The sequence below is a fragment of the Xanthobacter sp. genome (assembly GCF_041911315.1).
GTDB classification, from domain to species: Bacteria; Pseudomonadota; Alphaproteobacteria; order Rhizobiales; family Xanthobacteraceae; genus Xanthobacter; species Xanthobacter aminoxidans.
Genome location: NZ_JAYRPE010000083.1, coordinates 26,198 through 39,518, shown reverse-complemented (window position 1 = coordinate 39,518; position 13,321 = coordinate 26,198). Strand labels below are relative to the sequence as shown.

Sequence of the window (13,321 nt, the reverse complement as noted above, 5' to 3'; positions counted from 1 at the left end):
GTACGGGTGAGCGATAGCGGGCGGCGCGTCACGCCGCGTATCGCTTCTGTATCAGTTTGTTTCAGCCTGGACCTTGGGCAGGCGCACTGTCGCGATCAGGCCGCCATCGGGAGCGTTGGCGAGGGTCAGAGTGCCGCCGTGCGCCTCGGCCACGGTACGCGCGATGGTGAGGCCCAGCCCGACGCCGCCGGTCGCGCGGCTGCGCGAGGCCTCGAGCCGGACGAACGGCTCAAGCACGGCGGCCAGTTGGTCTTCGGGAATGCCGGGGCCGTGGTCGCGCACCCCCAGCACGGCTGCGGCGCCCTCGTCCGTCAGCGTCACATGGGCGGAGCCGCCATAGGTGAGGGCATTCTCGACGAGGTTGGACACCATCCGCTTCAGGCTGACGAGCCGTCCCGCCACCACGAAGCGCGGCGGGGCGGAGAGATCAGCGCAAAGGCCCCGGTCCCGCGCTCCGTCCACAATGGTCTCCACCAGCGCCACCAGATCGAGCGGCCGCACCGGCTCGTCGCTGGCCTCGCCGCGCAGGTAGGAGAGGGTGGCATCCACCATCTGCTCCATCTCCGCGATGTCCTCGGCCATGGCGTGGCGCAGCGCCGGATCGCTCACATCCTCCAGTCGGAAGCGCAGCCGCGTCATGGGCGTGCGCAAATCGTGGGAGACGGCGGCCAGGGCCTGCGTGCGCCGCTCCACCAGTCCGGCGATCCGCGCCTGCATGCCGTTGAACGCATGGGCCAGCTCGCGAACCTCCTTGGGGCCGGTCTCGGGCAGTCGCACGAGGGGGGCGGCGGGCGGCAAGGCCGCAACCGTACGCGCCATGGCCCGGAGCGGGCGGGTGAGCCACGCGGCGATGGCGAGCGAGAGCAGCAGCACGCCCGCCGCCATGAGCGTGGTGGAGAGCAGGGACCCATGCGCCCCCGGCGCCTGCGGGGCGGAGGCGAACAGGCGGGCGTTGAGCCAGCTGCCGTCCGGCAGGCGCACCGCCACGAGACTGAGATGCGGATCGGCCCCGGCGCTCACCAGCACATCGCCGGCCTGAAGCTCGGGCGCCAGGGTGCGAACCTCCTCGGCGAGGCGCTGGGCCGCTTCGGTCGCGTGGGCGCCGACGGCAGCCATCGCCTCCCGGCTCCAATGCGCGTCGATGGCACCGCCCGACAGATCGTGGGCCACATCCTCGCGGTTTTCCGGTGTCACGGCAGCGAGCGACCGGCGCAGAGAGATCAACTGGTCGGCGAGGCGCACCGCGTGGGCGGCGTGGCGCTGGCGCTCCATGGCGTGCTCGTAGGTCCACAGGCTGAGCACATGCACCACGACAATGCCCACCACCGCCACCACGGCGGTGCGCATGGCGAGGCTGTCGAGGGCGCGGATCACGAGCGCTCCACCTCCGGGGCGAAGAAATAGCCCGCGCCGCGGACCGTCTTCACCATCTCCAGGCTGCCGTGGGATTCGAGCTTCTTGCGCAGCCGGCTCACCTGGATGTCGATGGCGCGGTCGAAGCCCGTGGCCGTTCGGTTCTTGGCGGCGTCCATCAGCTGGTCCCGGTTCAGGACCCGCTGGGGGTGCTCGAGGAAGGTCAGCAGCAAGTCGTATTCCCCGGTGGAAAGGTCCACCACCGCGCCTTCAGGATTGGTCAGTTCCCGCCGCCGGGTATCGAGCGTCCAGCCGGAGAACTTCAGGCTGGAACCGCCCGTGGTCGGGACGGCGTCCGAGGGCCGCGTCCGCCGCAGGACGGCATGGATGCGGGCGAGCAGCTCACGCGGGTTGAAGGGCTTCGCGAGGTAGTCGTCGGCGCCCAGCTCCAGCCCGACGATCCGGTCCACGTCGCTCCCGCGCGCGGTGAGCATGATGATGGGGACGTTGGAGCTACGGCGCAGGTCGCGGCACAGATCGAGTCCGCTGACGCCCGGCAGCATGATGTCGAGGATGATGAGGTCTACGGGGCCGGCGGCCATGGCCTCCCGCATCTCGCGGGCATCCTGCGCCGACGTCACCTTGTGCCCGTGCTCGCGCAGGAACTTGCCGGCGAGCCGGCGGATCTCGGCGTCGTCATCGACAATCAGGATGTGGCCTTCAGGAGACACGGTCGCTCGCTCCTCGGAGCCGCATTTCTATAGCTTCGACGATGCCGCGCAACCGCCATCAGGCCGGCGATCAGCGAGGGCGTCCGCGGGTATGACGGGTGAGCCGGGCGACCTATGGGGCCGGCCGCCCGGCTCCTGTCTGCCCCCCATCGTGCGTGGACAGGCTAGACGGGCATCCAGGGCTCAGGCCGTTTCCAGTCACAATCCAGTTGTCGGCTCCCGCGAACTAGGCTAGTCAATATCTCAATAAATCTTGAGATATTGACTCATGGATGAATCCGAGGCCCTCTCCGCCTTCGCCGCGCTTTCTCAGGAAACCCGTCTCCGCGTGGTGCGCCTTCTGGTGCAGGCCGGGCCAGAAGGGTTGCCGGCGGGCGCCATCGGCGAGGCGATGGGCGGCGCTTCCTCCTCCCGCATGTCCTTCCACCTGAACCATCTGGAGCAGGCCGGGCTGGTGCGCTCGCGGCGGGACGGGCGATCCATCATCTACAGCGCCGTCTATCCCGCTCTTTCGGACCTCGTGGCCTTCCTGATGCGCGATTGTTGCAACGGTCATCCCGAGGTCTGCGCCCCCGCCGTTGCCGCCTTGTCCTGCGCCTGCGAACCCAAGACTGAGGACACCCATGCCTGACACGAGCCCCGATCACGTGTTCAACGTGCTGTTCCTGTGCACCGGCAATTCCGCCCGCTCGATCCTCGCGGAAAGCATCCTGGCGAAGGACGGGGCCGGCCGGTTCCGTGCGTTCTCGGCCGGGAGCGCCCCCAAGGGCGAGGTGAACCCGCTCGCCATCCGCACGCTGAATGCCTTCGGCTATCCGACCTACGGCTTTCGCTCCAAGAGTTGGCTCGAATTCGCCGAGCCGGGCGCGCCGGTGATGGATTTCGTCTTCACCGTCTGTGACAACGCGGCCGGCGAAGCCTGCCCCATCTGGCCGGGGCAACCGATGACGGCCCACTGGGGTATCGAGGACCCCGCCGCGGTGGAGGGCAGCGACATCGCTAGGGAAGCGGCCTTCAACGCCGCCTTCCGCTATCTCAAGAACCGCATCTCGGTGTTCACGGCGTTGCCGATCACCAAGCTCGACCGCCTCGCCCTCGGCACCAAACTGCGCGAGATCGGCCGCCTCGAAGGTGGCACCGATCCGCGCTCCGACGTGGCCTGAGTCGGCTGAGTACGGAGATCAGCAATGTCCCTGTTTGAGCGGTATCTCACCGTGTGGGTCGGTTTGTGCATCGTCGCGGGCGTACTGCTCGGCCATCTGGCCCCGTCGGTCTTCCACGCCATCGGCGCCGTGGAGATCGCGCAGGTGAACCTGCCGGTGGCCGTGCTGATCTGGCTGATGATCGTTCCTATGCTGCTCAAGATCGATTTTGCCGCCCTCGGCGAGGTCGGTCGGCACTGGCGCGGCATCGGCGTGACGCTGTTCGTCAACTGGGCGGTGAAGCCCTTCTCCATGGCGCTGCTCGGCTGGCTGTTCATCGGCTGGCTGTTCCGGCCCCTGCTGCCGGCGGACCAGATCGACAGCTACATCGCCGGCCTGATCATCCTCGCCGCGGCGCCCTGCACCGCGATGGTTTTCGTGTGGTCGAACCTCACCAAGGGCGAGCCGCATTTCACCCTGTCACAGGTGGCGCTGAACGACGCCATCATGGTGGTCGCCTTCGCGCCCATCGTCGCCCTGCTGCTGGGCCTCTCCGCCATCACGGTGCCCTGGGGCACGCTGGTGCTGTCCGTGGTGCTCTACATCGTCATTCCAGTCATCGTCGCGCAACTGCTGCGCCGCCGGCTGCTGGCGCACGGTGGGCAGGCGGCGCTGGACAGCCTGCTTGCGCGTTTCGGACCGCTCTCCCTCGTGGCGCTGCTGGCGACGCTGGTGCTTCTCTTCGGTTTCCAAGGCGAGGCCATCATCGCCCAGCCGCTCGTCATCGCGCTGCTTGCGGTGCCGATCCTGATCCAGGTCTATTTCAACGCCGGCCTCGCCTATCTGCTGAACCGCGCAACCGGGGAGGCGCACTGCGTCGCCGGGCCCTCGGCTCTGATCGGTGCGTCGAACTTCTTCGAGCTGGCCGTGGCCGCAGCCATCTCCCTGTTCGGCTTCACCTCGGGGGCGGCGCTCGCCACGGTGGTGGGCGTGCTGATCGAGGTGCCCGTGATGCTCTCGGTGGTGTGGATCGTGAACCGCTCCAAGGGCTGGTACGAGCGAACGGCGGAGGTCGGAAAAATCCGTCCCGCCGACTAATTCGATAATTGCCGAAATAACCCTTGACCCGCAGTGGGGCGGGCCATAGGTTAATTCCATGAATATCGAATTAGCCGCCAAGCAGCTTGAGGCGCTTGGAAATCCGACGAGGCTCAAGGTCTACCGGGCGGTCGTCCGGGCAGGGCGTGGCGGCCTCCCGGTCAATCAGGTGCAGGAGCGCCTTGGCATCCCCGCATCGACTCTCTCGCACCACCTGCAACGGCTGGTTCAGAATGGTCTGGTGTCACAGGAGCGGCACGGGACGACTCTGATCTGCCGGGCCGTCTACCCGGCCATGAATGCCTTGATCGGCTTCCTCGCAGACGAGTGCTGCGCTGATGAAGGCTGCGCCGCCGAAGCATCTGAAAGGGCCGTCTGAACGGCCTTTTCTTGCCCAATTATTCGAAAATTCTAGAATAATCGGAGGAGTGAAATGGAGAACATGCCAGTTGCCGTCATTGGCGGAGGCCCCATTGGGCTCGCTGCAGCGGCCCATCTCATCGACCGAGGCATCGCGGTCAGGGTCTACGAGGCCGGCGATGCGGTTGCGACCAACATCCGCGATTGGGGCCATGTGCATCTGTTCTCGCCGTGGCGCTACAATATCGATCCGGTGAGCCGGATGCTCCTGGTAGGCACAGGCTGGCGCGAACCGAACGCGGATATGTGCCCGACGGGCGCCGACCTCGTGGCGGACTATCTGGAGCCCCTGTCGCAGGTGCCCGCCATGGCGTCCGCCATCGAGTTCGGCGCCCGGGTGACCGACATCGGTCGGAGTGGCATCGACAAGATTTCCAGCCGAGGCCGCAGCGAGCACCCTTTCGTGCTCAGTATCGCGAGCCGTTCGGGTGTGGTTCGGCGTGATCGCGCACGCGCCATCATTGATGCCTCGGGGACCTGGACGTCGCCCAACCCTCTCGGCGGAAGCGGGCTGCCTGCGGATGGAGAGGCCACGCACGCCAAGCGAGTTGCCTACGGGATACCGGATGTGCTGGGGCGTGACCGCTCCGACTATGCGGGGCGCACGACACTGGTCTTCGGCGCCGGCCATTCGGCCGCCAACGTTCTCCTGGACCTCCACGCGTTGTCTCTGGAAGCGACGGGCACTCAAGCCATCTGGGTCACGCGCGGGTTGGACCTCTCTCGTGTCTACGGAGGCGGTTCAAACGATCAGCTCTCCGGCCGGGCGGATCTCGGGCAGTGCCTGAAGGAGCAGGTTGAAGGCGGCCAGATTCCGCTCATCACGGGCTTTGCTGCCGAGACCATCCGGGAGGAAGACGGCCGGCTCTATGTGGAGGGTCCGACGCCGTATGGCCGGCGGACGATTGGCCCAGCCGACCGCATCGTCGTCTGCACCGGCCAGCGGCCAGACCTTGCTCTCACCCGCGAGATTCGCGTTGATCTCGACCCTTGGCTGGAAAGCGTGCGGGTACTGGGCCCGATGATCGACCCGAACCTCCATTCATGCGGGTCCGTGCCCCCTCATGGGCACCGCGAGGTCTCTCATCCGGAGCCCGGCTTTTACACCGTCGGGATCAAAAGCTATGGCCGTGCCCCCACCTTCCTCATGCTGACGGGCTATGAGCAGGTGCGCTCGGTCGTGGCCGCCATCGCCGGAGACATGGGGGCCGCGAACGACGTTCGGCTCATCCTGCCGGAAACCGGCGTATGTCGGGCCAACCCTTCCGCTGCAGCCGCCTGTTGCGACAGCGTCTCCTCGCTGCCGCCTCCCGCCGTCAGCGAAGTCGGAGCAGTACCTGACCAAAAGAGCGTGTGCTGCCGAGCCCCGGCAGCGGAGCCAACGCCGGCACCCGTGCCCACTTGCTGCGCAAGCGCGACGTGAAGGATCAGGCGTCTCCGGTGGTCATCGCCGCGCTGGGCGTGGTGCAGATCCTCCACCTGGGGCTCGTCCTTCTACCTGCTCGCGGTGCTGGCCGGGCCGATTTCAGGGGATACGGGCCGGCCGCTGCAATGGATCGTCGGCGGCCTGTCGGTGGGGCTTCTGGTGGCCTGGCTGGTCTCGCCGAAAATGGGCGCGCTGATCGACGCTGGCGGCGGGCGGCCGGTGCTGGCGGGTGGATGCGCGCTGCTGGCTTGCGGTCTGGCAAGGACGGTGAACGTCGGTCCCGGCGGCATTGCCTAACGATCTCGCCGGGCGGAGTTGGTCACGAGGGAGCAAAAGAGATGCTTGCAGTCACTCATCAACGCGCAAAGCCGAACTGAAGTGAGCAGCGACCGGCGTTGGGCATGCTGTGTATTCTCTTTCAGTGAGGCGATGACGGTAAGTGTCCTTCGGGAGAGCGACGCGATTGCCGTTGGTCATCGATACCCCGGCGGGCGACAATCGCGCCATTCATCTTTGAGGTCGCCCGAAGGCGACTGCGCCAACGGGCGCGTGCTCTCAGGCGTCTCGCCCTCAGCAGATGAGCCCTGCAAGCTGGGCCGGAGCCTCCCTCTCCTTGCTCTCCTCCGCCAAGGGGGCAAGCATGAGGGAAACTAATCCATACAAAATCACAAATCGTTTGTCATGCAATAGCGTGCATGAAACCATAGTTTAGAGAATAAAATGAGATTTTTCGGGATGAAGACGGTTGGTCGAGGAAAAACAATAGGTCACATCATAGCCAGAAGGGCATTGAATTCAGCTGTTGTTGAGCTGGAAATCGACGTCGATGATGCGGGTTTTCTCGCTCCATATGAAGCTGGCGCGCATATAGACATTCACATTCCCGAAGTTGGCGTGCGGCAATACTCGCTCGTCCGGCCGTATAGTCCGGGGGAGCCCTATGTTGTGGCGGTGCAGGCTGCACTGGACGGCCGCGGAGGGTCGAGCTGGGTCCACCAGCATCTTCATGTCGGCGCCACGGTCGAGATCGGTGGCCCCCGCAATCATTTCCCGCTTCGCCCGGCGGAGCGGACCTTGCTCATTGCCGGCGGGATCGGCCTGACCCCGCTCATCTGCATGGCAGATACCTGCGAGCGCGAAGGGCGCTCCTATGATCTGATCGTGTGCAGCCGGCGCGAGGAGAACGTTGTCTATTTTGAGGAGCTCCTGGCGCCACGCCGCCATGGCCAAGTGAAGTTTGTGCTGGATGACGGAGATCCCTCCCGCGGTCTCGACGTCGCGTCTCTGCTACGTGCGCAACCCGCGGGGACTCGCGTCTATTGTTGCGGGCCAGCCGGCCTGATGACGGCCGTGAGCCGGGTCGGCACGGAGATCGGAGGGTTGAGCCTTCACTTCGAGGCATTCGGTGCGGCGCCGCTTGCTGCATCCGAAGCGCAGGATGCGCCGTTCACCGTCTCGTGCGCGCAAAGCGGGGTCACCCTCGAAATCCCGCCGGGCGATACGATCCTCGACGGGCTCCTGGTGGCGGGCCTCGACGTCGACCACTCCTGCCGGGAGGGCTATTGCGGCACCTGCTTGACGCGCTGGCTTTCCGGCGAACCGATCCACCGCGACACCTGCCTTGGAGAGGTGGAGCGCAGCCGCTACGTGGCAGTGTGCACGGCCCGCGCCGAGGCCGGATCGGTTCTCGTTCTCGATATCTGAAACCTTCCGGGCGACATGACATGACGAAGAAAATCACCTGTGCATTCGGCGTCGATGTAGATGCGGTTGCCGCGTGGATAGGCACGTTCGGCGGTGCGGATTCCCCGCACGACATTTCTCGCGGCCTCTTTGCGGGCGAGGTGGGAAGCCTCCGGCTTCTCGACCTGTTCGATCGCTACGGCCTGAAGACCACCTGGTTCATCCCCGGCCATTCGGTCGAGACGTTTCCGGCCGAGATGGCGCAGGTCGCGGCACGCGGACACGAGATCGCGCTGCATGGCTACACCCATGAGAACCCGCTCGCCATGTCGCCGGCTCAGGAGGCAGACGTCCTGGATCGTTGCATCGAGCTTTTGACCGGCCTCGCGGGGCGGCGGCCCGTGGGCTATGCCGCGCCATGGTGGGAGCTGAGCCCCAACACCCCCGGCCTTCTGATGGAACGTGGCATTCTCTACGACCACTCCATGATGCATCGCGACTTCTCCTGCTATCGCCTGCGCGTGGGGGACAGCTGGACTGCCATCGACTATGGCCAGCCGGCATCGAGCTGGATGAAGCCCCTGTCACGGGGCAAGGAGACGCCGCTGATCGAGATTCCGGTGAGCTGGTATCTCGACGACCTGCCGCCCATGATGTTCATCAAGAAGTCGCCGAACAGCCACGGCTTCATGAACCCGAAGGACATCGAGGAGCTGTGGCGCGAGCAGTTCGACTGGGTCTACGAGGAGTTGGACGAGGCGGTTTTCTGCTTCTGCCTGCACCCGGACGTGGCCGGCCGGCCGCAGGTGTTGCGGATGCTCTCACGACTAGTCGAGCACATGGCACGGCTTCCGGGCGTCGAATTCAAGACGCTGGAGACCATTGCCCGCGAATTCGACCGCGCCCACCCATTCGCGGGCTGAACCCGTGTGCGGCATGTGCGGCATATGGAGTGGCATGGGCCACTGGTCGAGCCCCGGTCGGTACCCCGCAGGCGAAGGGCGCGATCCGCTTCCGGCCGCCGCGCGCATGGCCCAGGCGCGCGCGCTTGCGATGATCTGCGCCCACGCCGGCATCGCGGTGCGGGACTGGATGCTCACCTCGTGGATCCTTGAGGACAGGGCCGGCGGCGCATTGATCGTCGAGACATTGCCTGAGGTTTGGGAGGGCGTCGCGCGCCTGTCGGGTCGTCCCGTCGACCCGCTGGACGACGCCTTCATCGCCCGCATGGAGGCCGGCACCGCCGGCGCACGATGAAAGGACCGACGGGCGATCTCCGCCTTCCCGTGTTCATCGTCACCGGCTACCTCGGCAGCGGCAAGACAACCTTCCTGCGTCGGGCGCTCGATGAGGCTGCCTTCACGCGTACGTTGCTGCTCGTGAACGAGGCAGCGGCTCTCGGCGTTGACGACCATCTGCTGCGCAATAATACCGGCGCGGTCGCGCTCCTCGCCAATGGGTGCCTGTGCTGCCGTATCGACCGCGGGGTCAAGGAAGAGTTGCACGGGGTGCTTGCCCTGCATCGTACGCGGAAGGACTTCGATCGTGTGATCCTCGAGTTGAGCGGGCTCGCGGATCCGCTGGCGGTGATTGCGACCATTACGTCGGATCGCTATCTCAATGGCCAGCTGCGGATCGCCCTCGTCGTCACGCTCGTCGACGGGGTCCACGCCCTGGAGAGTCTCGATGCCGCAGAGCACCGGCGCCAGATCGAGGCCGCCGACGTCGTCCTGATCACCAAGACCGATATGGCCGCCTCCGACTCCTTGGCGGCGGTGGATGCCCACGTGGCCCGCGTGCAGCCGCTCGCGTCCCGTCGTCCGGCCGTCGAGACGCAGTTCGGCTGGCTGGTCGAGCAGGCCGCGGACCTAAGGGCCGACCGCATCGCCAGCAGTGCCCTCGCAGGACGCTGGCGGGGGGAAAGCCTCCGGCCGGCCCTGCGGCGACCAACCGGCGCCTTCGCATGTCTGCCGGCGGAACCCGAAACTTTCTGCCTGCGCGTGGAGCAGCCGCTGGAGTGGAGCCGCCTCGCCCTGTGGCTGTCGTTGCTGCTGCACCGTCATGGCGACCGCATCTTGCGCATCAAGGGCTTCCTGACCTTGAAGGGAGCGGATGCGCCGGTGCTGATTAATTGCGTCCGGCACATCGCCTATTTCCCCGAGCACATGGAGCGGGAGGGCGATGCGGACCTGCCATCCTTCCTCGTGTTCATCGTGGACGGCCTGCCCAAGGAGCGGATCGTCCGCTCGTTCGCAGCCTGCGTCGGCGAGGGGGTTGCTGCATGGGAAACGATGCCCCGTCAGCCAGAGGACACGTTGAAATCCGCTGATCCGGAGGGTTAGAGTTCCGCCATGCTGACGCTTCATATTCGACGTGGCATTTCAGGACGTGACGCCGACGCGGGCCGCCGATGAAGCGCCGTCTGCCGCCGCTGCTGGCTCTGCGCGCATTCGAGGCCGCCGGTCGCCATCTGAGCTTCTCCAAGGCTGCCGACGAACTCAACGTAACCCAGGGCGCCATCAGCCGTCAGATCAAGCTGCTCGAGGACTTCCTCCACGCGCCGCTCTTCCGGCGCCTCACTCGGCAGGTGGAACTGACCCCCTTCGGCCAGAGCTATCTCGCAGCCGCCATCTCGGCGCTCGATGAGATTGAGCGCGCCACCGTGCAGAGTCTGCAGGAAGCGCGCTCTCTTTCGGTCAGCGTCCTGCCCACCATCGGCGTCCTGTGGCTGATGCAGCGGCTGACTACCTTCATGATGACCTATCCTGAGATCCGCCTGCAGGTCTCGTCCTCACTGGAGCCCGTGAATTTCAAGAGGGAAGGCGTCGATGTGGCCCTACGCGTCGGCAAGCTTCCGGGCGCAACCTTCGATCCCAACGCCCCGCAGATCGATTTCCGGATGACGGAGACGTGGGACGATGTATCGGTCACGCCCCTTTGGGAGGATCGCATCACGCCGGTGATGAGCCGCCGGCTGTTCGAGCGGCACGGCCCGCTCACCTCGCTGGACGACCTCGGGCGGTTCCGCCTGATCCACAACCAGAAGCGGCCTGACTGCTGGGCTGCCTGGCTCCATGCTGCCGGTGCCGCTCCCACGCAAGGCGCAGGGCGCGTGGATGTCGGCCATTCCTTCATGGCGGTTATGGCGGCGCGCGACGGGGAGGGCATCGCCTGTGTGCCCACCATCGAGATCGACAATGTGGACTGGCGCGATGAGCTGGTTAAACCGTTCGAGCTCAGCGTCCGCAGCGCTGGCGGATACTACCTGCTCTGCCCGAGGGACAAGGCCCTGACGAGCGAGGTGAAGCTCTTTTCTGGCTGGCTGGTGGGCCAGTGCTGAGTGCGTGCGGCCCCCGGAGCCGCGCGCTCGCGCCTCAGTCGAGCAGCTCGATACGATCGCCGGCCGCGATCCTGCCTCCGGCCTCGACCTCTGCGTAGATCCCGAGGTCGCCATGGCCCTGATAATCGCGGATGGCGATGGGCAGGTTGATGTCGCGCACCGCCCGATCTGGATCGACGCTGGTCGCGGCGCATCTTTTGGTGCGCCGGACGACCTTCAGCGCCACTTCGCCAATGCCGAGGCGCCGCCCCACCCAATCCAGTTCGCTCCAGGCGGCCGGACCTTCGAAATAGAGGTTGGCGCGGAAACGGATGGGGTCGAGTGGCAAGGCGAGATGGGCCGACAGGTCCCCTACAGTGGTCAGGTTGATCAGGGAAATGGAGCGCATAAGCGCGACCGAGTGGACGCTGACATCGGTGAACTGATGGCCGGGGGCATGGACGACCTCCGGCTCGCCAGGCAGTGGCACATCCACCACGCCGGCGAGTAAGCGTGCCAGGGCGCTCCGCTCCGCGGCATCGTCAAGCGCGAAGGTGCGCACGTCAGCCCCGTTGCGGAGCTCCAGCCGGTTATCGGCCTCAATGAGACGTGACTTCAGCCGGGCGAGGTTCTCATGCTTGGCCAGCATGAGGAATTGCGTCTTGGGTGCCGGCTTCGGCGCGGCAGGGTCGAACTGCAATGACCCGTCCGTTACCGCATACTTGCGATCCAGGGGAAAGCCGAAACCGGCCTCCAGCACCACCTCGCCCATGGCTTCGGCAGACAGGCCCTTCACCGGATAGCGGAACAGATTGACGATGCGCATTCTGACCTCGATGAGAAAATGGGCGCGGCGGCAGGGTTGGCCGCCGCACCCATACGTCACTTGATGGCGGCGCAGGCGCCCGGAACCATCGGCGAGAAGGCATCCGCAGCAGTAACGGTGGACAGCGGAGCGTAGTAATCCCACGGCCCCTTGGATTCCGCAGGAATCTTCACCCGCATCAGCTGCATCTCGTGCTCATGAAGGCCATCTGGCCGGATGTGGCCGCCCCTTGAGAAGAAATCGTTGATAGGCTCGGCCTTCATCCGGGCGACGACTTCCGTACCGGCATCGGTCCCCGCCTTTTCGGCACTCCTGAGATAGTGCATGGCAGCCGAATACATGCCTGCCTGCACCATGGTTGGCATTTTTCCCATGCGCTCCTGAAAGCGCTTTGCAAACTTGCGCGCCTCTTCATCCCGGTCCCAGTAGAAGGCGGTGGCAAGCAGCAGATTCTGCGCCTGGGTCAGCCCCATGCTGTGCACGTCAGTGATGAAGGTGAGCAGCGTCGCCACCCGCTGGCGGCCGGCGTTGGAGATGCCGAACTCGTTTGCTCCCTTGATCGCGTTGGTCGTGTCAGAGCCGGCGCTGGCGAGGGCGATGACCTTCGCGTTGGAGGCCTGCGCCTGAAGCAGGAAGGAGGAGAAATCCGCCGTATTCAGGGGGAAACGAACACTGCCAAGCACCTTGCCGCCGCTCGCCTTGACCACGTCGGCAGTGGTTTTCTCAAGCCCGTGCCCGAAGGCGAAGTCTACCGTGAGAAAGAACCAGGTGTCGCCGCCGTCGCGCACGATCGCCTTTCCGACGACGTTGGAGAGCGCGTTCGCGTCGTAAATGTACTGGACGCTATTGGGCGTGCAGGTGTCGGTGGTGATTTTTGGGGTGCTGACGCCGCCCAGAATGACCACCTTGTTCTTTTCCTTCGTCACCCCTGTAACGGCGAGGGCGACCGCGGAGTTCGAGATGTCGAAGATGGCGTCCACCTTGTCCACGTCGTACCAGGCCCGCGCGATGGAGACCCCGACGTCGCTCTTGTTCTGATGGTCCGCGACGATCACTTCGACGGGCTTTCCGCCGAGCTTTCCGCCAAAATCTTCCACCGCCATCTTCACAGCCGTGAAGGAGCCGTTACCAGCGTAATCGGCATAGGGCCCTGACATATCGGTGAGGACCCCGAGCTTGATCACCCCGTCGGAGAACGCCGGATTGCCGCCACTCTGCGCATTTGCCTGCAGAAAGGACGCCAAGCTAACGAATACGGCTGCTGTATAGGCAATCGACCTCGATTTAGTCATCTGCAATTCCCCGTTCCACGGTCTCTGGGGG

14 protein-coding genes and 1 pseudogene are annotated in these 13,321 nt (G+C 65.5%); 11 read left to right on the top strand and 4 right to left on the bottom strand.

Going from position 1 to position 13,321, the window contains the following annotated elements; all coding sequences use genetic code 11:
- Positions 1-51: 51 nt before the first annotated feature.
- Together ACE3QW_RS23615 and ACE3QW_RS23610 are read right to left on the bottom strand one after the other, a co-directional pair.
- A complete protein-coding gene (locus tag ACE3QW_RS23615; protein ID WP_374254428.1) occupies positions 52-1,374 on the bottom strand; it encodes an ATP-binding protein in 1,323 nt (440 codons plus the stop codon).
- Positions 1,371-2,084 carry a response regulator gene (locus ACE3QW_RS23610; protein WP_374254426.1) on the bottom strand — a complete coding sequence of 238 codons (714 nt, stop codon included), beginning with the start codon at positions 2,082-2,084 and terminating at the stop codon, positions 1,371-1,373. Before ACE3QW_RS23610 ends, ACE3QW_RS23615 begins: the two co-directional genes overlap by 4 nt.
- Before the next feature lie 268 nt (positions 2,085-2,352).
- Between ACE3QW_RS23610 and ACE3QW_RS23605 the strand changes: the two genes are divergently transcribed.
- The 11 genes and pseudogenes from ACE3QW_RS23605 (at position 2,353) to ACE3QW_RS23555 (ending at position 11,193) form a co-directional block, all read left to right on the top strand.
- Positions 2,353-2,715, top strand: coding sequence for an ArsR/SmtB family transcription factor (locus ACE3QW_RS23605; protein ID WP_374254424.1), 363 nt, complete (start codon positions 2,353-2,355; stop codon positions 2,713-2,715).
- Positions 2,708-3,247 (top strand): arsenate reductase ArsC, encoded by a 540-nt coding sequence (locus tag ACE3QW_RS23600; RefSeq protein WP_374254422.1) that lies wholly within the window; start codon positions 2,708-2,710, stop codon positions 3,245-3,247. Before ACE3QW_RS23605 ends, ACE3QW_RS23600 begins: the two co-directional genes overlap by 8 nt.
- Positions 3,248-3,271: 24 nt before the next feature.
- Positions 3,272-4,324 carry an ACR3 family arsenite efflux transporter gene (gene arsB, locus ACE3QW_RS23595; protein ID WP_374254421.1) on the top strand — a complete coding sequence of 351 codons (1,053 nt, stop codon included), beginning with the start codon at positions 3,272-3,274 and terminating at the stop codon, positions 4,322-4,324.
- Positions 4,325-4,382: 58 nt separating this feature from the next.
- On the top strand, positions 4,383-4,703 hold the full coding sequence (locus ACE3QW_RS23590; RefSeq protein WP_374254419.1) for an ArsR/SmtB family transcription factor: 321 nt from the start codon (positions 4,383-4,385) through the stop codon (positions 4,701-4,703).
- 54 nt (positions 4,704-4,757) lie between these two features.
- On the top strand, positions 4,758-6,167 hold the full coding sequence (locus tag ACE3QW_RS23585; RefSeq protein ID WP_374254417.1) for an NAD(P)-binding protein: 1,410 nt from the start codon (positions 4,758-4,760) through the stop codon (positions 6,165-6,167).
- Positions 6,164-6,425, top strand: a pseudogene (locus ACE3QW_RS23580) (MFS transporter); the annotation flags it as partial. The gene ACE3QW_RS23585 and the pseudogene ACE3QW_RS23580, both read left to right, overlap by 4 nt.
- Before the next feature lie 480 nt (positions 6,426-6,905).
- Positions 6,906-7,874 (top strand): PDR/VanB family oxidoreductase, encoded by a 969-nt coding sequence (locus ACE3QW_RS23575; RefSeq protein WP_374254416.1) that lies wholly within the window; start codon positions 6,906-6,908, stop codon positions 7,872-7,874.
- 20 nt (positions 7,875-7,894) lie between these two features.
- Complete coding sequence (locus tag ACE3QW_RS23570; protein WP_374254414.1) at positions 7,895-8,776, top strand: polysaccharide deacetylase; 882 nt, start codon at positions 7,895-7,897, stop codon at positions 8,774-8,776.
- A gap of 34 nt (positions 8,777-8,810) precedes the next feature.
- Complete coding sequence (locus tag ACE3QW_RS23565) at positions 8,811-9,110, top strand: hypothetical protein (RefSeq protein WP_374254412.1); 300 nt, start codon at positions 8,811-8,813, stop codon at positions 9,108-9,110.
- Positions 9,111-9,139: 29 nt separating this feature from the next.
- Positions 9,140-10,195 carry a GTP-binding protein gene (locus ACE3QW_RS23560; protein WP_374254410.1) on the top strand — a complete coding sequence of 352 codons (1,056 nt, stop codon included), beginning with the start codon at positions 9,140-9,142 and terminating at the stop codon, positions 10,193-10,195.
- A 68-nt stretch (positions 10,196-10,263) separates the two neighbouring features.
- On the top strand, positions 10,264-11,193 hold the full coding sequence (locus tag ACE3QW_RS23555) for a LysR substrate-binding domain-containing protein (protein ID WP_374254409.1): 930 nt from the start codon (positions 10,264-10,266) through the stop codon (positions 11,191-11,193).
- Positions 11,194-11,227: 34 nt separating this feature from the next.
- Here the strand turns inward: ACE3QW_RS23555 and ACE3QW_RS23550 are convergent, their stop codons facing one another.
- Positions 11,228-11,998 (bottom strand): MOSC domain-containing protein, encoded by a 771-nt coding sequence (locus ACE3QW_RS23550; RefSeq protein ID WP_374254407.1) that lies wholly within the window; start codon positions 11,996-11,998, stop codon positions 11,228-11,230.
- 56 nt (positions 11,999-12,054) lie between these two features.
- A complete protein-coding gene (locus ACE3QW_RS23545) occupies positions 12,055-13,290 on the bottom strand; it encodes an ABC transporter substrate-binding protein (RefSeq protein ID WP_374254405.1) in 1,236 nt (411 codons plus the stop codon).
- Positions 13,291-13,321 lie beyond the last annotated feature (31 nt).